At 70.6% G+C, this 20728-nt stretch carries 20 protein-coding genes; 6 read left to right on the top strand and 14 right to left on the bottom strand.

What is annotated here, in order from left to right:
- Positions 1–53 precede the first annotated feature (53 nt).
- Positions 54–2762, bottom strand: coding sequence for a type I DNA topoisomerase (gene topA / locus ACWZJV_RS13070; protein WP_457181749.1), 2709 nt, complete (start codon positions 2760–2762; stop codon positions 54–56).
- Between the two features lie 315 nt (positions 2763–3077).
- On the opposite strand from topA, the gene ACWZJV_RS13075 reads away from it, so the two are divergent.
- Positions 3078–3818: a hypothetical protein gene (locus ACWZJV_RS13075; protein WP_457181750.1), complete on the top strand. Its 741-nt coding sequence runs from the start codon at positions 3078–3080 to the stop codon at positions 3816–3818.
- Here ACWZJV_RS13075 and ACWZJV_RS13080 read toward each other — a convergent pair.
- Positions 3766–5244: a DUF7059 domain-containing protein gene (locus tag ACWZJV_RS13080; RefSeq protein WP_457181751.1), complete on the bottom strand. Its 1479-nt coding sequence runs from the start codon at positions 5242–5244 to the stop codon at positions 3766–3768. The two genes, ACWZJV_RS13075 and ACWZJV_RS13080, sit on opposite strands and share 53 nt — an antisense overlap.
- Positions 5245–5346: 102 nt before the next feature.
- Positions 5347–5682 carry an anti-sigma factor antagonist gene (locus ACWZJV_RS13085; protein WP_008355077.1) on the bottom strand — a complete coding sequence of 112 codons (336 nt, stop codon included), beginning with the start codon at positions 5680–5682 and terminating at the stop codon, positions 5347–5349.
- A gap of 182 nt (positions 5683–5864) precedes the next feature.
- On the opposite strand from ACWZJV_RS13085, the gene ACWZJV_RS13090 reads away from it, so the two are divergent.
- Positions 5865–8177, top strand: a complete 2313-nt coding sequence (locus ACWZJV_RS13090; protein ID WP_457181752.1) for a DEAD/DEAH box helicase — start codon at positions 5865–5867, stop codon at positions 8175–8177.
- 15 nt (positions 8178–8192) lie between these two features.
- A complete protein-coding gene (locus ACWZJV_RS13095) occupies positions 8193–8495 on the top strand; it encodes a hypothetical protein (protein WP_457181753.1) in 303 nt (100 codons plus the stop codon).
- On the opposite strand, the gene ACWZJV_RS13100 is transcribed toward ACWZJV_RS13095, so the two are convergent.
- From ACWZJV_RS13100 to ssd, 7 genes are all read right to left on the bottom strand, one after another.
- Positions 8492–8857, bottom strand: coding sequence for an Rv3654c family TadE-like protein (locus tag ACWZJV_RS13100; RefSeq protein ID WP_457181754.1), 366 nt, complete (start codon positions 8855–8857; stop codon positions 8492–8494). The two genes, ACWZJV_RS13095 and ACWZJV_RS13100, sit on opposite strands and share 4 nt — an antisense overlap.
- Entirely contained in the window at positions 8854–9237 is a 384-nt protein-coding gene (locus ACWZJV_RS13105) for a TadE family protein (RefSeq protein ID WP_196872369.1), read from the bottom strand. Before ACWZJV_RS13105 ends, ACWZJV_RS13100 begins: the two co-directional genes overlap by 4 nt.
- 3 nt (positions 9238–9240) lie before the next feature.
- Entirely contained in the window at positions 9241–9417 is a 177-nt protein-coding gene (locus tag ACWZJV_RS13110; protein WP_141801821.1) for a DUF4244 domain-containing protein, read from the bottom strand.
- 261 nt (positions 9418–9678) lie between these two features.
- Positions 9679–10404 (bottom strand): type II secretion system F family protein, encoded by a 726-nt coding sequence (locus tag ACWZJV_RS13115; protein ID WP_457181755.1) that lies wholly within the window; start codon positions 10402–10404, stop codon positions 9679–9681.
- Positions 10401–11174 carry a type II secretion system F family protein gene (locus ACWZJV_RS13120; protein WP_457181756.1) on the bottom strand — a complete coding sequence of 258 codons (774 nt, stop codon included), beginning with the start codon at positions 11172–11174 and terminating at the stop codon, positions 10401–10403. Before ACWZJV_RS13120 ends, ACWZJV_RS13115 begins: the two co-directional genes overlap by 4 nt.
- Positions 11171–12337 carry a TadA family conjugal transfer-associated ATPase gene (locus ACWZJV_RS13125; RefSeq protein ID WP_457181757.1) on the bottom strand — a complete coding sequence of 389 codons (1167 nt, stop codon included), beginning with the start codon at positions 12335–12337 and terminating at the stop codon, positions 11171–11173. The genes ACWZJV_RS13120 and ACWZJV_RS13125 overlap by 4 nt, the downstream gene beginning before the upstream one ends.
- On the bottom strand, positions 12334–13389 hold the full coding sequence (gene ssd, locus ACWZJV_RS13130; RefSeq protein WP_457181758.1) for a septum site-determining protein Ssd: 1056 nt from the start codon (positions 13387–13389) through the stop codon (positions 12334–12336). The genes ACWZJV_RS13125 and ssd overlap by 4 nt, the downstream gene beginning before the upstream one ends.
- A 124-nt stretch (positions 13390–13513) precedes the next feature.
- On the opposite strand from ssd, the gene ACWZJV_RS13135 reads away from it, so the two are divergent.
- Positions 13514–14308: an HAD family hydrolase gene (locus ACWZJV_RS13135; protein WP_008355111.1), complete on the top strand. Its 795-nt coding sequence runs from the start codon at positions 13514–13516 to the stop codon at positions 14306–14308.
- Between the two features lie 273 nt (positions 14309–14581).
- Here the strand turns inward: ACWZJV_RS13135 and ACWZJV_RS13140 are convergent, their stop codons facing one another.
- On the bottom strand, positions 14582–15313 hold the full coding sequence (locus tag ACWZJV_RS13140) for a Fic family protein (protein ID WP_008355112.1): 732 nt from the start codon (positions 15311–15313) through the stop codon (positions 14582–14584).
- A 34-nt stretch (positions 15314–15347) separates the two neighbouring features.
- Between ACWZJV_RS13140 and ACWZJV_RS13145 the strand changes: the two genes are divergently transcribed.
- Positions 15348–16253 carry a class I SAM-dependent methyltransferase gene (locus tag ACWZJV_RS13145; protein WP_457181759.1) on the top strand — a complete coding sequence of 302 codons (906 nt, stop codon included), beginning with the start codon at positions 15348–15350 and terminating at the stop codon, positions 16251–16253.
- 9 nt (positions 16254–16262) lie between these two features.
- Here ACWZJV_RS13145 and ACWZJV_RS13150 read toward each other — a convergent pair whose 3' ends face one another.
- A complete protein-coding gene (locus ACWZJV_RS13150) occupies positions 16263–17093 on the bottom strand; it encodes a hypothetical protein (RefSeq protein WP_196876251.1) in 831 nt (276 codons plus the stop codon).
- Between the two features lie 433 nt (positions 17094–17526).
- Here ACWZJV_RS13150 and ACWZJV_RS13155 point away from each other — a divergent pair, with 433 nt between their 5' ends.
- A complete protein-coding gene (locus ACWZJV_RS13155; protein WP_457181760.1) occupies positions 17527–18726 on the top strand; it encodes a glycosyltransferase in 1200 nt (399 codons plus the stop codon).
- 50 nt (positions 18727–18776) lie between these two features.
- On the opposite strand, the gene ACWZJV_RS13160 is transcribed toward ACWZJV_RS13155, so the two are convergent.
- A complete protein-coding gene (locus tag ACWZJV_RS13160) occupies positions 18777–19637 on the bottom strand; it encodes a S1 family peptidase (RefSeq protein ID WP_457181761.1) in 861 nt (286 codons plus the stop codon).
- A 234-nt stretch (positions 19638–19871) separates the two neighbouring features.
- Positions 19872–20669, bottom strand: coding sequence for a S1 family peptidase (locus ACWZJV_RS13165; RefSeq protein WP_457181762.1), 798 nt, complete (start codon positions 20667–20669; stop codon positions 19872–19874).
- Positions 20670–20728 lie beyond the last annotated feature (59 nt).

Genomic DNA, 20728 nt, shown 5'->3' on the forward strand with positions numbered 1-20728 from the left:
GAAACACCTGAGAAGTCAGGCGTTCGCCTCGCACGACGCTCAGATCGACCTGATCACGACTTCTTCGTCGCAGCCTTCTTGGTCGTCTTCTTGGCCGTGGACTTCTTCGTGGTCGACTTCTTCGCCGTGGACTTCTTGGCGGTCTTCTTCGTCGTCCGCTTGGTGGTCTTCTTCGCCGGGCCCTTGGCGCGCTTCTCGGCGAGCAGCTCGGCGGCCCGCTCAGCGGTCAGGGTCTCCAGGTCGTCGGCGGCGCGGAGGGTGGCGTTGTACTCACCGTCGGTGACGTAGGGACCGAAGCGACCGTCCTTGACGATCATCGGCTGTCCGGAGACCGGGTCGGGGCCGAGCTCCTTGAGCGGCGGCTTGGCGGCGGCGCGACCCCGCTGCTTCGGCTGGGCGTAGATCTGCTCGGCCTCTTCGAGGGTGATGGTGAGCAGCTGGTCCTCGGAGCTCAGGGTCCGGGAGTCGGTGCCCTTCTTCAGGTACGGCCCGTAGCGGCCGTTCTGGGCGGTGATCTCCTCGCCGTCGGCGGCGGTGCCGACGACGCGGGGCAGGGTCAGCAGCTTGACCGCGTCCTCGAGCGTGATGGTCTGCAGGCTCATGCTCTTGAAGAGGCTGGCGGTGCGCGGCTTGGCGCCCTTCTTGGCGTCCTCGGGGAGCTGCTCGGTGACGTACGGACCGAAACGGCCGCTCTTCGCGACGACGGTGAGCCCGGTGTCGGGGTGGACGCCGAGGTTCAGCTCCTCGCCGGCCGGGTTGGCGAAGAGCTCCTTGGCCTTCTCCAGGGTGAGCTCGTCGGGAGGCAGGTCGTCGGGGACGTTGGCACGGACCGCGAACGGGGTGCCGTCGTCGCCGGGGCCCTCGATGTAGGGACCGTAGCGACCGACCCGGAGGTTGACGCCGGACTCCGGGCCGCCGACCGGGAAGGTCGCCAGCTCGCGGGCGTCGATGTCGCCGAGACCGTCGACCAGCGGCTTGAGGCCCTTGACCCGCTCGGAGCCGAAGTAGAACTCCCCGAGCTCGGTGGTCATGTCCTTGGCGCCCTTGGCGATCTCGTCGAGGATCTCCTCCATGCTCGCCGTGAACCGGTAGTCGATCTGCCGGGGGAAGTGCTCCTCGAGCAGCCTGACCACCGAGAACGCGACCCAGGCGGGCACCAAGGCGGTGCCCTTCTTGAAGACGTACCCGCGGTTGATGATCGTCTGGATGATGCTCGCGTAGGTCGACGGGCGGCCGATCTCGCGCTCCTCGAGCTCGCGGACGAGGGTCGCCTCGGTGTAGCGGGCCGGGGGCTTGGTCTCGTGACCGTCGGCGGTGATGCTGGCCGCGTTGACCGTCTCGCCCTCGGCGAGGTTCGGAAGCCGGGTCTGCTGGTCGTCGGAGGTCTGGTCGGCGGAGTCGGTGCCCTCGACGTACGCCTTCAGGAAGCCGTGGAAGGTGATCACACGACCGGTGGCGGAGAAGACCACGTCCTCGCCGGTGGTCGCCGTCGCGCCGAGGCGGATCGCGACCGAGTTGCCGACCGCGTCCTTCATCTGGGAGGCGACGGTGCGCATCCAGATCAGCTCGTAGAGGCGGAACTGGTCGCCGGTGAGCCCGGTCTGCGCCGGCGTACGGAAGGAGTCGCCGGCGGGCCGGATCGCCTCGTGGGCCTCCTGCGCGTTCTTGACCTTGGAGGCGTACGTCCGGGGAGCATCCGGCAGGTATTCGGCACCGTAGAGCTCCCTCACCTGAGCGCGGGCGGCGCTGATGGCGTCGCCGCTCAGGGTGGTGGAGTCGGTACGCATGTAGGTGATGAAGCCGTTCTCGTAGAGACGCTGCGCGACCGACATCGTGGTCGACGCGCTCATCCCGAGCTTGCGGCTGGCCTCCTGCTGCATCGTGGTGGTGCGGAAGGGGGCGTAGGGGCTGCGCTTGTAGGGCTTAGACTCGACGCTGCGGACCTCGTAGGTCTGGTTGTCGAGAGCGGCCACGAGAGCCTCGGCCCGGGTGCGGTCGAGGTGGACGACCTTGTCGCTCTTGATCAGGCCGTCGGGGCCGAAGTCGGTGCCGCGGGCGACGCGGTTGCCGTCGATCGAGGTGATCTTGGCCGGGAACATCCGGGGGTCGTGGTCGGAGCCGGCGTCGAAGGTGCCGGCCAGGTCCCAGTAGGAGGCGGTGCGGAAGGCGATCCGCTCGCGCTCGCGGTCGACGACGAGCCTGGTGGCGACGGACTGGACCCGCCCGGCGCTCAGCCGGGGCATGACCTTCTTCCAGAGCACCGGGGAGATCTCGTAGCCGTAGAGACGGTCGAGGATGCGACGGGACTCCTGGGCCTCGACGAGGTCCATGTCGAGCTCGCGGGGGTTCTCGGCGGCGGCGAGGATCGCGGGCTTGGTGATCTCGTGGAAGACCATCCGCTTGACCGGGATGTCCTTCTTCGGCTTCAGCTCGTCGAGGAGGTGCCAGGCGATCGCCTCGCCCTCGCGGTCCTCATCGGTGGCGAGGTAGAGCTCGTCGGCGTCCTTGAGGAGCGACTTGAGCTTGGCGATCTGCTTCTTCTTGTCGCTGGGCACGACGTAGTAAGGGGTGAAGCCGTTGTCGACATCGACGCCGAAGCGCCCCCACGGCTTGTCCTTGATCTTGGCGGGGGTGTCTGCCGCGCTCTGCGGAAGGTCGCGGATGTGCCCGACGGATGCCTCGACGACATACCCCTGTCCGAGGTATCCGCCGATCTTCTGAGCCTTCGCCGGGGACTCGACGATCACCAACTTGTGTGCCACTGACGTCCTTATCTCACTGCAGCAGAGCCTGGCACCACTGACAAGCTCTGGCGAGACACGTTAGCGCGTGTCTCCAGCCGGCATGGGTCCAGTCACCGCGGTTCATGCGGCGCTGAGCTCTCGGACAACATGGCGTGTTGCCTTGGGCGCCGCGATGACAATACCTAGCACGCTGGGGAGTGGGAGCGTGAAATCCGTGTCTCATCGTGGTCATCGCGACGACCACCGGAAGTCGCCCCGCCGATTCTGTCGGTGGTCGTCCGTAGGGTGTCTTTCGAGGACGGCGAGACCCATCCAACCGAGAGGTCTCTGCTGATGATCGACACCGAATACATCGACTACATCGAGGGTCTGGCCACGCCCCCGGAACACCTGGTCTGCTCCGAGTGCGCCCAGCTGCTCACCAGGACCAACATGATCCTGGAGCGACTGGAGGCGGAGCTGACCCGGCCGGTCACGCCACCGCGTCCCGAGCACGAGGTGGCGCTGGACTGGCTCGCCGCGCTCTGCGGTGGCCACGAGGCGGTCGCCGCGCTGGATGCCGCTCCGCTGGTCGAGGACGGGCTGGACCTGCCGGTCGTGGAGGATGCTGCGGGGCGTACGCAGCTGGAGGCGGTGGCCGGGCTGCTCGACGAGGTCGCGGCCGGCTTCCCGGTCGAGGAGGTGGGCTTCGCGTTGCGGCGGGCGCTGCTGCGGCTGTGGGAGATCGACCCGCTGGTCGTCGACCGGCCCACGCAGCCGGCCCAGGTGGCTGCGGGGATCGTGTGGACCGTCCTCGGCGCCAACGGGCTCGCCGGACCGAACGGCCTGGTCACCGCGACCGCGCTCAAGGAGCGGCTGGGCCTGACGAGGATGCCGACGGCGTACGGCAAGCAGCTGGCGGCCGCGCTCCGTGGCTTCTGGCCGTGGCGAACGCAGCGGCCCTGGGGCATGCGCGACCTCCCCGACCTCGAGGCGCTGGGCTACCCCGACCTGCTCGTCTCGAGCGTGCGCCGCCGCCTGATCAGGCTGCGGGACCAGGCGTGCCTGACGCGGGACGGAGGAACCCCTCGCTGACCAGCTCCCGGGCGATCGGCAGATAGCTGCTGCGCACGACCGCGGGGTCGCGGTCGAGGATCTGCGCGAGCGCGTCGAGGATCTGGCCGACGGCCAGGTCGCCGTCGCAGGCGCCCGCGAAGGCCGCCTCGATCGTGTCGGCCTGGCGGGCGCGGCGCAGGCCACGCTGCTGACGGAGGATGACGGTGCTCGGGTCCTCGGCGCCGGGCTGGCCGAGGGTCTCCTGCTGGACGTCCTCGGCGAGCACCAGCGTGGAGTCCTCGGTGACCTCGACGCGGGCGGCGTCGCCCCATGCCTTGAGTGCCGGCGCGATCGGCTGCTCGACGTCGTAGGGCCACTCGAGGAGCTCGCGCTTCGGGTCGGCGCTGTCGGTGCGGTGGAGGTTGATCCAGCCGAACCCGACGCCCTCGATCTTCTGCTCCTCGAACCAGGACAGCCAGGTGTCGTAGCGGGTCAGGTAGTCCTCGGCGCCGTGGTGGCCGGAGTCCTTGAGCCAGAGCTCGACGTACGCCGCGGGGTCGAGCACCTCACGCTGCACCACGAACGCGTCGACCTCGTCGCCGAGCCAGCCCTCGAGGCGGTCGTCCCAGGGCTGCTCCTCGGAGATGATCCAGTTGCCCAGGATCTGACACCAGCCACCCTCGGTGAGCATGCCGGGAGCGGCCCTGACGATGTCCTCGACCACCCGGTCGCCGGGGAGGCCGGAGTCGCGGTAGACGAGGCGCTCGCCGGTCGCGGGGCTGATCACGAACGGCGGGTTGGTGGCGATCAGGTCGAAGCGCTCGCCGGCGACGGGCTCGAAGAACGACCCGTCGCGTACGTCGATCCGGTCCGCCACGTCGTTGAGCGCGGCGTTGAACGCGGTGATCCACAGGGCTCGCTGGTTGACGTCGGTCGCGACCACCCGGTCGCTGTGGGTGGCGAGATGGAGAGCCTGGACGCCACAGCCGGTGCCGAGGTCGAGGGCGGTGCCGACCTCGTCACGGATGGTCAGCTGCGCGAGGGAGGTGGAGGCGGGGCTGATCCCGAGCACGTGCTCGGGGCCGACGCGCTGCGGGCGGCCATCGAGGCCCGGCGTGAGGTCGGAGACGACCCACAGGGTGGTGTCATCGGTGGCGTACGGGCGCACGTCCAGGCGGGCCGCGACCTCGCCGACCGACTGCTCCAGGATGCCCTCGACGGCGAGCCGGTCGACGAGCCCCGGAAGGGCCGCCTCGGCGTGGTCGAGGGAGACGGTCGTCTGCAGCAGGAAGAGCCGGACGAGGGTCTCCAGCGGAGAGCCGCCGTGAGTGCGCCGCCGGCCTGGAAGGGTCTCGTTGCGGCTGAGCGCGGAGTGGGCGATCGGGCCGAGCAGCTCGGCGACGGAGTCGTAGGAGAAGTCAGCCTGCTGGAGGGCGTCACGGAGCCGGTGCGGGAGGTCACTCACACCTGGAGCCTAGTGCGCGCTTCGCGCGCTCACTCCCTCGCTCGGCACGAGCGGACGAGCAAGCTCGCCGCTCGACCTCGCTCAGTCGTCTGTGGCGCCGGGTCAGCCTGCTGCCGCGCCCTCGGCGCTGGCGTGGATGTCGAAGACCTTGGCGAGGCCGGTGATCCGGAAGATCTTGAGCAGCCGCTCCTGCGTACAGACCAGGCGCAGCATGCCGTCGTGCTGGCGGACCTTCTTCAGGCCGCCGACCAGGACGCCGAGGCCGGTCGAGTCGAGGAACTCCACGGCCTCGAGGTCGATGACGATGTCGTAGTGACCCCGAGCGACCAGCTCGGTGATCTTGTCCCTCAGCTTCGGCGCGGTATAGACGTCGATCTCGCCGCCCACGGCCACGACGGTGGCCGAGTCGAGCTCGCGAGTCGCAAGCGTCAGATCCACTTCGAAGTTCTCCTGCCAAGGAACGTGAGACAACTGACTCCGGTATCGAGCATCCTCGCGTCCGATACCCGGAGTCGATCGTAATGTAACCACGGCTCACCAGGATGCGCGCAAGAAACTCGCAACGTCGTGCGCCGGATGCGGGGCCGCAAGCGTGACGACCACCAGGATTCTGGGAGAATATGACGGTGTTGACGACAGCGACCGGTGATCTCGTACGCCGGCTCGCTGACGTCCCGGGCCGCGAGGACCGACTCGCTCACCTGGAGCAGGTACCGCCCCGCGAGGCCGTCTTCGCCGACTGGCCGACGTGGGCGTCGCCAGATGTGGTCGAAGCGTTCGTCGCCTGCGGGGTCCGGCGACCGTGGCAGCACCAGGCGGTGGCCGCCGAAGCCGCCCACGAGGGAAGCCACGTGATCGTCTCGACCGGCACGGCCTCCGGGAAGTCGCTGGCCTACCAGCTGCCCGCGTTGACCGCGATCCGAGACGGACGAGGTCCACGTGGTGAGCGCGGCGCCGGCGTCCTCTACCTCGCGCCCACCAAGGCACTCGCCCAGGACCAGCTCACCGGGCTGCGCGAGCTGGGCGTCGACGTCCGTGCGGTGACGCACGACGGCGACAGCACCCGGGAGCAGCGCGACTGGGCTCGCGACTACGGCGAGTACATCCTGACCAACCCCGACATGCTGCACCGGTCGCTGCTTCCCGGACACGAGCGGTGGACGGCCTTCTTCCGGTCGCTGCGCTACGTCGTCATCGACGAGTGCCATCACTACCGCGGTGTCTTCGGGGCGCACGTCTCGCACGTACTGCGCCGGCTGCGCCGTATCTGTGAGCTCTACGGCTCCTCGCCGACCTTCGTCCTGGCCTCGGCAACGGTCGCCGAGCCGGCGACCGCCGGCGAGCGGCTGATCGGCCTCCCGGTGCTGCCGGTGACCGCCGACGCCTCACCGCGCGGCGAGCTCTCGATCGCGCTGTGGCAGCCGCCGCTGACGACGCATGCCGGCGAGAACGGTGCGCCCGTGCGCCGCGCGGCCTCGGCGGAGACCGCCGACCTCCTCGCCGACCTGGTCTCCTCGGACGTACGCACCCTGGCTTTCGTACGTTCCCGTGTCGGCGCCGAGCAGGTCGCGATGACCGCGGCCACCGAGCTGGCTGAGGTCGATCCGTCGCTGCCGGGACGGGTGACGTCCTACCGCGGGGGATATCTGCCCGAGGAGCGCCGGGCGATCGAGGCGTCACTGCGGTCGGGCGAGCTGCTGGGGCTGGCGGCGACGAACGCCCTCGAGCTCGGCATCGACATCAGCGGCCTGGACGCGGTCGTCCTGGCGGGCTATCCCGGCAGGCGCTCCGCCTTCTGGCAGCAGATCGGCCGCGCCGGACGCGGTGCGGGCGACGCCCTCGGCATCCTCGTCGCCCGCGACGACCCGCTGGACACCTACCTGGTGACCCATCCGGATGCGCTTCTCGGCCAGCCGGTCGAGGCCACCGTCTTCGACCCGGCCAACCCGTACGTCGTCGGGCCCCACCTCTGTGCCGCCGCCCAGGAGCTTCCGCTCACCGAGCCGGATCTACCGCTCTTCGGTCCGGGTGCGCGGGAGATCGTGGACACCCTGGTCGCCTCAGGGCTGCTGCGCAAGCGGCCTCGGGGCTGGTACTGGACCGACCGCCGGCGGGCCGCCGACCTCGCCGACATCCGCTCCTCGGGCGGATCCCAGGTGCAGCTGATCGAGGCCGAGACCGGCCGCGTCGTCGGCACGGTCGACGCCGCGAGCTCGCACGCGAGCGCACATGCCGGCGCGGTCTACGTCCACCGCGGCGAGACCTATCTGGTGCACGAGCTCGACCTGGAGGAGAACGTCGCGGTGATCTCCCGCGACGACCCCGGATACTCCACCTCCGCCCGGGAGATCACCGAGATCTCGATCGTCGCCGAGCAGGAGCAGGTCGCCTGGGGAGAGTGCCGGCTGGCGTACGGTGACGTCGACGTCACCCACCAGGTCGTCTCCTTCCTGCGCCGGCGGCAGCCGAGCGGCGAGGTGCTCGGAGAGGAGCTCCTCGACCTCCCCGAACGTACGCTGCGCACCTCCGCCGTCTGGTGGACCGTCCCCGCCTCGGCTCTCGAGGCGGTTGGCCTGGAGAAGGCGGACATCCCGGGCGCCGCCCACGCCGCCGAGCACTGCTCGATCGGCCTGCTCCCGCTGATCGCGACCTGCGACCGCTGGGACATCGGTGGCGTGAGCACCGCGTCCCACCCGGACACCGGGATGCTCACCGTCTTCGTCTACGACGGTCACCCTGGCGGCGCCGGGTTCTCCGAGCGCGGTTTCCGCGCCGCCCGGGAGTGGCTGGGCGCCACCCTGGAGACCATCGAGGCGTGCGAGTGCGACGACGGCTGCCCCTCCTGTGTCCAGTCGCCCAAGTGCGGCAACCAGAACAACCCCCTCGACAAGCAGGGCGCGATCGTGTTGTTGCGTCTCCTGCTGCAGAAATAGGCATACCCTGGGGAAATGCTGATCTTGGGACTCGTGCTGATCGTCGTTGCCGCAGCACTCGTCGTTCTCGGACTCTTCACCACCGGCAACGGTGACCTCGATGACCCGACCGCCACACTGCTCGGTCTTCCGGTCGGCGCGACCACGATCTTCGTGATCGGCCTCGTCGCCGGTGTGCTTCTCCTCCTCGGTCTCTGGCTCACCAAGTGGGGCGGCAAGCTCCAGGCCAAGAACATGAAGGAGAAGCGCCACCTGCGGAAGCTGGCCCAGTCGCTGCAGGACACCGCGCCCGAGTCGAAGGACGACGCCACCAACTAGTCCGGCCCTGTCGGGCCGGCCCTCGCCTTGGCGACCGGATCCCCCGGCTGACCGAGCCAGCGCGGCCCCTCGACCCGCACCGTGACCGTGACGTCCTCTCCGGCGACCTCACACGACTCCAACCTGGCCCCGTTGCGCTCGGTGATCGTCGTCGCTGCCGCGCATGCATCCTCGGAGATCTGGAGCGCGTTGGCGCCCGCCAACGCCGCCAGGTCGGCTGCGGACTGCGCCGTGCGGTGGGCGACGAAGACCGTGCCCACCACACCCAGCGCCGCACCGAGGAACAGCAGCAGCCCGATCGCGCCGACCGCGAAGGGTGCTGCCGATCCACGCTCGTCCTGCCCGGCCCGGATCGCGCTCACTGCTCCCCCCGTGTCGCCTCGGTCGCGGCGACCGCCTCGCCGCGCACCGTCACGCCCGGCATCCAGCCGAAGATCCCGCCGGGCCCGGTGACCCGGGCCTGCGCCGAGGCGACGACCTCCTCCGCGCCGGCGCTCACGCTCACCTGGGTGCCCGCAGGTCCGACCCGCCGACCGCGGGCGGCGGCAGAGCCACTGTCATCACCTCGGGCGACGGCACGCGCGGTCTCCCGGGCCGCGTCGACCACCTGGATCTGCGCCGCTCCCACCGACAGCAGCCACACCAGGCCGATGGTCACGGCCACCAGGAGCGGGATGACCATCACCAGCTCTGCGGTGGCGGCACCCCGCTCACCCCGCTCGCCCCGCTGCCCACGGACCATGGCTCAGATCCCCAGGAGGCTGAGCACGTGCTGGAAGAGCCTGTTGAGCAGGTCGTTGCCGAAGCCACCGGTGAGCAGCTTGTAGAGCAGGCCGGCGAGCCCCGCGCCGGCCGCCGTGCCCACGGCGTACTCAGCCGTCGTGATCCCCTTCTCGTTCTTACGAAGATGTGCCTTGGCCATGGTTGGTCTCCTCTGATCGATGGCCGTCCGTACGGCCGTTCACGGACGACAATGACCCGCTCCGCCGACATTCGCGACCGCCTTGTCGCCGGCTGTGGACAACCCGCTCCCGAACCCGCCCTGTGGATGACAATCGGCCCGCTGATCAGGGAAAACAGGAGCGCCGAGACGTCACGTACGTCGGTCGAGTCGGCACTTGGGTGCCAGCTCGGCCGACGCAGGTGACGCCTCGGCCGACGCGGGTGACGCCTCGGCGATGGGTCAGATGCCGAGGTTGGAGAGAAGCCCGCCGACGACCGGGACGACGCCGAGCAGCAGGAAGGCGGGGAGGAGGCAGATGCCGAGGGGGACGGCGGCCTTGACGCCCACCGAGCGCGCTCGGTCCTCGACCTCGGCGCGTGCGTTCCTGGTGAGGTCGTCGGCGAGGCGCTCGACCGTCGTGGCGACCGGGGCACCGGTCGCCTGGGCCCGGGCCAACGCGCGGCCCAGTGGCGCGAGCGCGGGATCGTCGACCAGGGTGCGCCAGGTCTTCTCCGGGTCGGCTCCCAGGTGGAGCCGGGAGGCCGCCGGCAGCAGCCGGGCTGCCGCCGGTCCGGGCAGAGCGGCCGCGACCGCCACCAGCGCCTCCGCGGGTGCCGCACCGGAGGACAGCGCGGCGGAGAGGAGGCGGACCAGCGCCGGCAGGTCGGCCTTGGCCGCCTCGCGCTCGCGCCGGACCTCCGCGGGTTCGACCCGGCCGATGACGACCCAGCAGACGACGCCGGCCGGGGCCGCGAGCACAGCGCCTACGGTGCCCCCGACGAAGGTGTAGACGGCGCCGGCGGCGAGGAGCGCCAGCAACGGCCGCCAACGCATCATCCAGCCGCCCGGATCGCCGGGCTCGCCCCGATCATCGAGCACCGCGACGCGTCCGGGAAGTGGCGAGGTCGGCGCCGGCAGCAACGCCGCCGACAGCCCGAGCGCGATCGCCACGAGCCAGGTGCTCATCTCGCCTCGACCCCACGCGCGATGCCCTCGATCCACCACAGTCCCAGCCAGCCGAGGAGCAGTCCGAGACCGAGGCAGGCCAGGCCCACGGGCGACCCGAAGAGGAATGCCAGCGGGTCGCCGCCGACTCCGCTGCCCATCGCCAGGGCGGCCACCGGCAGCCCGGCGATCAGACGGGCGGTGGAGCGGGCCGAACCGAGCTCGCCGTCGACCACCCGCTGGGTGGCGGCGGCCGCCCGCAGGTCGAGCGCCACCCGGTCGAGCGCATCCGCCAGACCGCTGCCGGTCTGGTGAGCGATCTGCCAGGCCGCGGCGACGACCCGGAGCGCACCCGCCCCGGGCACCTCGGCGACCTCCCGCCAAGCAGCAGGGACGTCGGAGCCCATCCGCTGGGCCTCCGCGACCGGCTCGATCACCGGCCACTCCGCCGCGAGCTGCGACAACGCCGGTCCGGGCGGATGCCCGGCGGCCAGCTCGGCGGCCATCTGCTCGCAGGCCTCGACCACGCGCTCAGCCGTACGTCCCGCCTCGATCCGTTCGCAGCGGCGCCGCCACAGGGCGACACCGCCGAAGGTGGCGATCCCGAGCAAGACAGCCGCGACGACCGCCTTGCCCGGGAAGACGATGGGGACGAGGGCGACCAGGAGGAACGACCACCGCGGCACCCGCCACCCAGGCCCCCGTGATCCGACCACGGACCGTGGACGGATCATCAGCGCTGCCGCGGCACCTGCCAGGCAGGCGACCAGCCCGAGAGCCATCACGTTCATCGGTCGGCTCCCAGCAGCGTCTCCAGCCGGCCCGAGGCCGGCCCGGCGACGACGTCGCCGTCGGCGGCCACCGAGCAGGCGGCCTCCATCCGGACCAGCCCGTCCGCCCCGCGAAGCGGGACGGCGATCTCGGTCAGCACCCGGCGGCCGTCACGGCGCCGCAGATGCACGACCACGTCCACCCCGGAGGCGAACTGGCTGTGCGCCGCCTCCCTGCCGAGGCCGGCGGCGAGCGCCAGGGCCTCGACGCGGGCCGGGACGTCGGCGGCGGAGTTGGCGTGCAGCGTGCCGCAACCGCCCTCGTGGCCGGTGTTGAGCGCAGCGAGCAGGTCGACGACCTCCGCGCCACGCACCTCCCCCACGACCAGCCGGTCCGGCCGCATCCTGAGGGCCTGACGGACCAGTGTGTGGAGCTCGACGGCGCCCGCGGCCTCGATGTTGGCCGGGCGCGCCTCGAGACCGACGACATGCGGATGGTCCGGGCGCAGCTCGGAGGCGTCCTCCACCAGCACCAGCCGCTCCTCGGGCGGCACCAGGGACAACAGCGACGCCAGCAGGGTGGTCTTCCCGGTGCCGGTGCCACCGGACACCAGGAAGGCGGACCGCGCCAGCACCAGCCGCCGCAACAGATCGGCCACGACCGGAACGACCATCCCCGAGGACTCCAGCTCGGAGAGCGTGAACGCCCGCGCAGACGGCACTCGCAGCGAGATCACGGTGCCCGGTCGCGCCAGCGGCGCGAGCACCGCGTGGAACCGGCTGCCGTCGCCCAGCCTCAGATCGACGTAGGGCGAGGCGTCGTCGAGCCTGCGGCCGGCTCCGGCGGCCAGTCGCTGAGCCAGCCGCCGGACCGCGTCGTCGTCGGGAAACGCCACCGGAGCGGGCTCCAGGCCGGATCCGCGGTCGATGAAGACCTGGTCGGGCCCGTTGACGAGGACGTCGGTCACCCCGGGCAGCCGCAGCAGCGGCTCCAGCGGCCCGGCGCCGACGACGTCGCGGCGCAGCATCTCGAAGACGCCGAGCACCGTCGCGTCGCCGACGATCCGCCCCTCGGCCCGGAGCGCCTGCTGGACCCGGTGCGGGGTGAGCTCTCCCGGCGTACGCGCCAGGTGGTCACGCACCAGGTCGACGACCTGAGGCGGGATGTCGACGGCGCCGATCATGCCGCCCTCATCCCCGTGCGGACCCGGCAGCGCAGGAGCACCTCGGCCGCCGCGCGGGCCAGCGGCGCCCGCTTGGAGCGGATCGGCCCGAGACCCAGGTCGATCGCCTCCGAGAGCCCACGCTGGTCGGACATCGCGGCGATCACCGGAAGCCCCAGAGCACGTCCGACCGCCTCTGGTTCGGCCGCCCGGCCGCGCACGACGACCCGCACCCGGTCCCGCTCGGGCAGACGCGCGATCAGCCGGGCGGCGGAGGCCGTGCCGGTGACGTTGGCCCGGACCACGACCAGCACGAGGTCGCAGCCGCTCAGCAGCGCCTCGGCCCCGGCGTCCGGATCCCGAGGCAGGTCGACGACGACCAGGTCATGGCCTCGCCGAGCCGCGGCGAGCACCTCACGCACCACCTCCGGCCGCGGCGGGACCACATCGCCACCCGGCCAGCCCAGCAGTCCCAGCGAGCCCACGTGCGGCACCGCCTCGCGCAGCGACCGAGCCCCCAGCCGACCGGCGGTCTGGCCGAGGTCGCCCCAGGTCACCCCGGGCATCTCGTCGAGACCGAGCACCCGTCCGGCGCCGGGCCCGAGCCGGTCGGCATCGATCAGCAGGGTCGGCCCGCGGTCGGCTCCCATGCTGGCCAGGGCCGCGGCGTACGTCGTCGCCCCGGCACCGCCCGATCCGGCCAGCACGCCGACGACCAGGCCGTCGCCGCCCTCACCGTCGCCGACGTCGGCGAGCAGCCCGGCGACGACGGTCTCGGCCGACGGCAGCTCCAGCATCGTCTCGGCGCCCACCTCCAGCGCGGCCCGGAGCAGCGGCTCGCCCATCGATCCCCAACCCACGACGTACACCCCGTCGCGGCGGGGCGGACGCAAGGACGCCACCTCAGCGAGGAGATCGGCTCCCACGAGGATCAGTGGTGGTCGTTGCCATCGCCGCAGGGCACCGACAGCATCGGTGCACTCCTCGACGGTGACGCCCGAGGCGGCGGCCAGACGGGCCGCCTCAGCGGCCAGCAACGAGTCCGAGGTGATGACGAGAGGTTCCGAGGTCATGGCAGCAGGATCCGCCGAGGCACCGACGATTCCACCCGCAAATCCGAGGCCTGTGGATAACCCGGTCCCGGACCCGCCCTGTGGATGGTGATCGGCCCACCCAACGGGCGTCTACGATGTGCGCATGACACGCGTCGCTGCGTTCTTCGATCTCGACAAGACGATCATCGCGAGGTCGAGCACGCTTGCGTTCTCCAAGCACTTCCAGGCCGGCGGCCTGATCACCCGCGCGGCCATGATCCGCTCGGCCTACACGCAGTTCGTCTACGTCGTCGGTGGGGCCGACCACGACCAGATGGAGAAGATGCGCAAGTCGCTCTCCGAGATGGTCACCGGCTGGGACGTGGCGACCGTCAAGGAGATCGTCGCCGACACTCTCCACAACGTGGTCGACCCGCTCGTCTACGAGGAGGCCGTGCAGCTCATCGAGCAGCACCACGCCCAGGGCCACGACGTCATCATCGTCTCCGCCTCCGGCACCGAGCTGGTCGAGCCGATCGGCGCGATGCTCGGCGCCGACCACGTGGTGGCCACCCAGATGGAGATCGAGGACGGCCGCTACACCGGCGAGATCGCGCTCTACGCCTACCGCGAGGAGAAGGCCCGCGCGGTCCAGCAGCTGGCCGAGCGCTTCGGCTACGACCTGGAGCAGTCCTACGCCTACTCCGACTCGATCACCGACACCCCCATGCTGGAGGAGGTCGGTCACGCCTTCGCGGTCAATCCCGACAAGGACCTCCGCAAGGTCGCCAAGGAGCGCGGCTGGGACATCCTGGTCTTCAACAAGCCGGTCGCGCTGCGCAGCCGCGTGCTCACCCCGTCCACACCGACGCTGGCCGCACTGGCCGTCGGCGGTGCCGTCGCGATCGCCGGCGGCGTCATCTGGGCGGGTACGAAGCGCCGGCGCCTCGGCGCCTGAGGCAGATTCTGCAGGAGCGTCATCATCCTCCTCATCCTGCAGAAATTCCAGCCTTGAATCTGGCCGCTAATCAGCGTAGAAACAATGACGTAACAGGACGTACACGAGTGCCAGGCACCCACGCGGCGATCCACCCATCTGATGGGGTGCTGTAGCCGGGGAGAAATCCCGGCGCAGTGACCAGACCTTGCACGCTTGGTAACCAGAAGGCCTCGTGTCCGCGGTGGCATCCGGTGTTCACAACCCACCGGGTGCCACCATCAATTTCGGGCCCTATTCGGCCGCGTCCAGGCGCAGCGGCGAGGCCTCGGCCCCGGCGGCGTACGCCTCCGCCGCATAGAGCAGCCACGAGTGCGCCCCCGCCTGGCCGCCCTCACGGAAGCCGCGCAGGTTCGACTCATAGGCGGCCCGCAGCGCCAGGTGACCGGCCTCCGGCACGACCAGCGACTTCTCGTCCACACCGCGCGCGACCAGGATGAGCCGCTCTGCGGCACGCGCGACCAGCCCGTTGTGGGACGCGAACGGCGCCGACGTCGCCAGATCGGCGTGCGCGAACGCCGCCACGACCAGCGCCGGCGCCGACGTCGGCGCGAGCAGCAGGTCGGACAGACGCCGCAACCGTTCGGCAGCCGCCGACGAGCGCGGACGCCCCATCTCCTCGGCCTCCAACGACGCCCCGGCCGCGAGCGCGTGGATCCGCGCGAACGCCTGCAGCGGCGCCTGCTTCACCACCGGCACCAGCGAGAGCAGCTCGGTCGAGAGCCGCACCGCGTCCTGCGCGATCGCGTCCCCGCCGGAGGCACGGACCTCGCCCAGGGACGACGAGGACCCCTCCAGCACGGCCGACGCGTGCGCCCCGCGCAGCAGCGACTCGGCGGTGGTCTCCGGGGACGTACGCCGCAGTCCCCGGTCACGCAGCATCACGTCGATGCCGTCACGAGCTGCGGCGAAGCCCGAGGCCACACCTTCGAGCGACACCAACCGGGCAAGCGGATCGTCCTTCACGCGTCAACCTTAAGCGCGCGTTACCCTGACCGAGATGACGGACCCAGCGAACCCCGACCCGGCACGCTCCTTCGGAGGCGTGGCGGACAGCTATGACCGCGGGCGCCCGTCCTACCCGGTCGATGCGGTGAAGTGGCTGGTCGGCGACGAACCGGTGCGCGTTCTCGAGCTCGGCGCCGGCACCGGCAAGCTCACCGAGGTGCTCGTCGGCCTGGGCCACGACGTCTTCGCGACCGACCCGGACGACGCGATGCTCGACATCCTCTCCGAGAAGCTCCCGGACGTACGCGCCACCAGCGGCACCGCCGAGCAGATCCCGACCGGCGACGGTCTCTACGACGTGGTCGTCGTCGGGCAGGCGTTCCACTGGTTCGACCACGCCAAGGCGCTGGCGGAGGTCGGGCGGGTGCTGCGTACGGACGGACGGCTCGCCGTGATCCAGAACGAGCGTGACGAGCGGATCCCATGGGTGCGCAAGCTCGGCCGGCTGATCGGCAAGCAGGACGGTGGCTTCGACCCGACGAAGATCCTCGACGACTCCGGGCTCTTCTCCGCCGTCGAGTCCCACACGTTCCGGCACTGGCAGGTCGTCGACCGCCACACGATCCAGGACCTGGTCCTGTCGCGTTCCAACATCGCGGTCCTCAGGCGAGAGGCCCAGGACGACAAGCGCCGCGAGGTGCTGGCCTTCTACGACGACTACGGCCGCGGCATGGACGGCATGCAGCTGCCCTACAACTGCCGGGCCTGGCGCACCCAGGTGCTGCCGCGCGCGCAGGTGGCAGGCCCGACCACCAGCGCGCACGAGGTCGCCGAGGTGGACGGGAACGACCGACCGACGGTGCCGCTCGCCAAGCGCACCGACACCGCCGTACGCCTCCCCCGGGTCGTCACCGATCCCGAGAACGGCGACGACGACCTGCTCATCGACTTCCGGTGAGCCCCGCGATCAAAGCACCGTGCGCGGACGCGTGGTGGCTGCGTCGCGCTCCGGGTCCATCAGGTCGAAGCTCTGGATGATCCAGAAGATCGCGAAGCACACCAGCAGCGAGACCTCGGTCGCCAGCAGCCACAGGTGCCACCCGGTCACGCCCAGCACGATGCCGGCGGCCAGCAGCACGACCATCGCCGCGACCAGCGCCCAGTAGGTCTTGTCCAGCCGCGTGCGCGCCTTGTCGGCCTCGCGCGCGATCTTCCGTACGCCCCAGTCGGTGTTGAGCACGACGGCCAGCGCGAACGGCGTGAAGGTGAAGATCGCCGCGAGCCCGTGCGCCTTGGCCGCGAAGCTCTCCTGGTCGATCAGCAGCCAGCCGACACCGACGACCCACGCCCCGGCGACCGAGACCAGGCCGATCAGGCCCCAGCGCGACGGCCAGGCACCTGCGGCGGCCCGCTTGCGCAGCCCGAAGATCAGCACGACCACCCAGCCGATCGCCATCACCGCCAGATAGCTCCAGGCGTTGTTGACGATCGCCGCCTTGTCGATCTCCTGCCCGACCTCCGGGGTCGGCACGAAGCCGACCATCGGCGCCGAGAGACCGGCGAGGTTGAGCGCGGTGTCCTCCGCGTCGGTGTAACCCCGCAGCACCACCAGACACACGCCCAGCGCGCACAGCACGGCGGTGAAGACCGGGCCTGCCGGGGTGTAGTAGTAGGACGAGATGGAGGTCTGCCACTCCCCGCTCACGATCGTCTCGGCACCCACCGAGATCGCCAGGCCCAGAAGCAGACAGCACAGCGCGAAACGGACATAGCGGTACGTCGTCACCTCGGTCGTCATGGTCCCGAAGGTAGCGGGATCCAGCCGCCGTTGCGCTCCTATCCGGCAGCGCGTCCGAGACCCGCGCCATCCGTTCACCGAACAATCTCGGTGAACACATAGCGTGACGCACACCACATCCGATAGCGTAAATCGACTCCGGATCCTCGCCGGTTTCGATAAATCCTCCGTCCCTCCCTACGATGCGCGCGTGAAGATGACGAACAAGTGAAATCACGCTTCCCGGGCCAACGACGCCTTGGGATGTCGATCCCGACGCGTTAGCGTCCACCCCGGGTGCCGAAGGTGCCCACCGTTGCCCTGAACTCGTTCAAACGGGCCCGCTGGCTGACGCTCGATCAGCGACGATCACCTGCAAAGCCGCATATCTCTGCCGTAGCCCCACCAACTCCAACGCTCGGGCGATGCTGCCCTGCGGACTAGTGAGGTCGACATGTCTAACGTGGCATACCTCGAGGACGGCCCGTCCGTCCTCTCCCTGTACGAAGGTTTCTTCGCCGGCGGCGCCCGGATCCTGCACACCGCCGTCGTCCGCGCGCTCGATGCCACCACGCCTCAGCAGCACAGCGTGCTGAGCCTCAGCGACCGTGTCCAACGCGAGTTCACCGCCCAACGGATCTCCTCGGACAACTCCTACCGCCGTCTGACCTCGGCCGGCGTGCCGGTCCGGGCGCTGCGGCGTACGCCGACGGGGCCGATCACCGCCAGCCAGCTCAAGCGGGTGGCGCAGTCGGTGGCGAAGGCGGACGTCGTGCTCTCCCTCAAGGAGCAGCCGCTCACGGTGCTGGGCAAGGTCGGCACGTCGGGCACTCCGCTGATCACCTGCCTGCACCGCTCCGACCCGGAGCACCAGGGGGCCGGCGTACAGGAGCTGATCGACCTCGACCGGGCGGGGCTGCTGACCGCGGCGGTGTGCTGCGCGGAGTCGACGCAGCGGGCCTACCACGAGGCGACCGGCATCCCGCTGGAGCGGCTGCCGGTCTTCCCGAACGGCGTGGACCTCCACAAGTTCCGCACCGACGCCGACCTGCGGGCGAGCAAGCGCGCCGAGCTCGGCGTGAAGGGTGAGGAGCCGGTCGTGATGATCGCGGCCCGCTTCGACGAGATGAAGAACATCCCGCTCTTCGTCCGTGCCGCGCGCCGGTTCGTCCAGGAGCACCCCGACGCCCACCTCGTCATGTGCGGCGCCGGGATGACCGCGGACAACCCCGCCTTCGCGGAGCTCGTGGCCGAGGAGCTCGGCGCGTGGCCGGCCCTGGAGACCAACCTGCACGCCCTCGGGATCCAGAGCCAGATGGCGCCGCTCTACAACGCCGCCGACCTGATCACGCTCACCTCGGCGTTCGGCGAGGCCGCCCCGCTGTGCCTGCTCGAGGGAATGGCCTGCGGCGCGGTCCCGGTGACCACCCCCGTCGGCGACGCCCCGGCGATGGTCGGCGACCCGCGCCTGGTCGCGTCCTTCGACCCGACCGAGATGGCCGAGACCTGGAAGGTCGCCTTCGCCCAGCGCGAGGAGCACTTCGAGCGCATCTTCCGCAACCGGCAGCGCCTCTCCGAGCAGCGGCTCTTCGATGCGTACGCCCGGCTCATCAAGGAGTCGGCGGACTCGGCCCTGATTCCGGTCGCGGTCTGAGCCGACCGCTGGTCGAGTCCCGTGAGGGGCTCGACCAGCGGAGCGGTGGATCAGTAGACGGTCACGCCGTAGGCGTTGACGGCCTCACGAACGGGCTGGAAGAAGGTCGTCCCGCCCGTCGTGCAGTTGCCGGAACCGCCCGAGGTGATGCCGAGCGCCTTGGTGCCGTCGTAGAGCGCGCCGCCGGAGTCACCGGGCTCGGCGCATACGTTGGTCTGGATCAGGCCGCCGACCCGGCCCGATCCCTGGTAGCGGACGGTCACGTTGAGCGCCTGGACGACGCCGGTGTGGACACCGGTGGTCGAGCCGTCCCGGGTGACCCTCTCGCCGACGTACGCATCGGCGACCGTGAAGCCACCGGGGTGCGAGAGCGAGGCGTTGTCGTAGCGGACCAGGGCGTAGTCGTTGCCCGGGAAGCTCGAGGCGACCGTCGGGCCGATCAGCGTGGACTGGGACGAGTTGGCGTACCAGGTCGGAACCTCGTCACCGCAGTGACCGGCGGTGATGAAGTAGTAGCTGCTGCCGCTCTGCACGTTGAACCCCAACGAGCAGCGGTAGCCCGAGCCGTAGATCGCGTCTCCGGCGGAGAGCAGCGTCGTGAACTTGCCTGCGGAACGCTTGACCGTGAGCGCCTCGGCGTTGGCGCCGGCGGCCTTGGTGACCTTGGCGAGGTCCGCCTTCGAGACGGTGGAGTCGGCGGTGACGACGACCTTGCCGGTGGCCTCGTCGGTGTACCAGGCGATACCGGACACGCCGGACTTGTCGACGGCGGAGTGAAGAGCAGCCAGAGCCTTCGGGCTGAACTGCTTGTCAGCTGGGGCGGCGGCAGCCGGCATGACGGCAGCGGTGGCTGCCAGGCCAAGACCGGCCACGACTGCGGCCAGGCGGGTGCGGGACGCGGTGAAACTCATGTGTTCCTCCTACGAAACGACCAGGAACCCGCGTGGTTGCGGGCGCCAGGAGTGCCCGACCACCGCGATGTGCCCGAGCACGACCTCCTGGGAGTATGTCGGCGGAGAAACGGGTCGGCCATGCGGAGAAAGAAAATTTCACCGTCACCGCGAAATCATTGCCAAATGGGGCGAAGTGGTCTGAACCACTTCGCCCCAGCTGGCCCACGACGCCCCGACGAAGGGGCACCGCCATCAGTAGACGTTGACGTCGTAGGCGCGGACGGCCTCGCGAACGGGCTGGTAGAAGGTGGTCCCGCCCGAGGAGCAGTCGCCGGTGCCGCCCGAGGTGATCCCGAGGGCGGTCGAACCGGCGTAGAGCGGGCCACCGGAGTCTCCCGACTCGGCGCAGATGTCGGTCTGGATCATGCCGCGCACGGTGCCGGAGCCGCGGTAGCGGACCGAGACGTCGAGCGCCTCGACGCGCCCGGAGTGGACGCCGGTGGACGAGCCGTCGCGGGTCACCCTCTGGCCGACGTGGGCGTCACCGACGCTGTAACCGCCCGCGTGGGTCAGCGAGGTGTTCGCGTAGCGCACCAGCGCGTAGTCGTTGCCCGGGAAGCTCGCCTTGACCGTCGGTCCGATCCGGGTGGTCTCGCCGGAGTTCGTGTACCACGTCTCGACGTCGTCGGCACAGTGACCGGCGGTGAGGAAGTAGTGGGTGCCGCCGCTGCGTACGTTGAAGCCCACCGAGCATCGGTAGCCCGAGCCGTAGATCGCGTCGCCGGCGCCGACGAACGGCTTGAACTCGCCCTTGGCACGCTTGAGGGTGATCGCGTCGGCATCGACCCCGACGGCATCGGTCAGCCTGCTCAGCGCCGACGCGGGCACGGTGGAGTCGGCCGTGACGACCACCGTGCCGGTGGCCTCGTCGGTGTACCACGCGATGCCGGAGAGCGCCGACCGGTTGACGGCCGAGTCCACCGCGGAGTGGACCGCCGCGAGCGCCCGCGCGCTGGGCCTCTCCTTCGGTGGGGCGGCGACCGCCGGCATGGTCGCGGCGCTAGCCGCCAGACCTAGACCGGCTGCTGCTGCCAGCAGACGGTTACGTG

The sequence above is a fragment of the Nocardioides sp. WG-D5 genome (assembly GCF_054031175.1).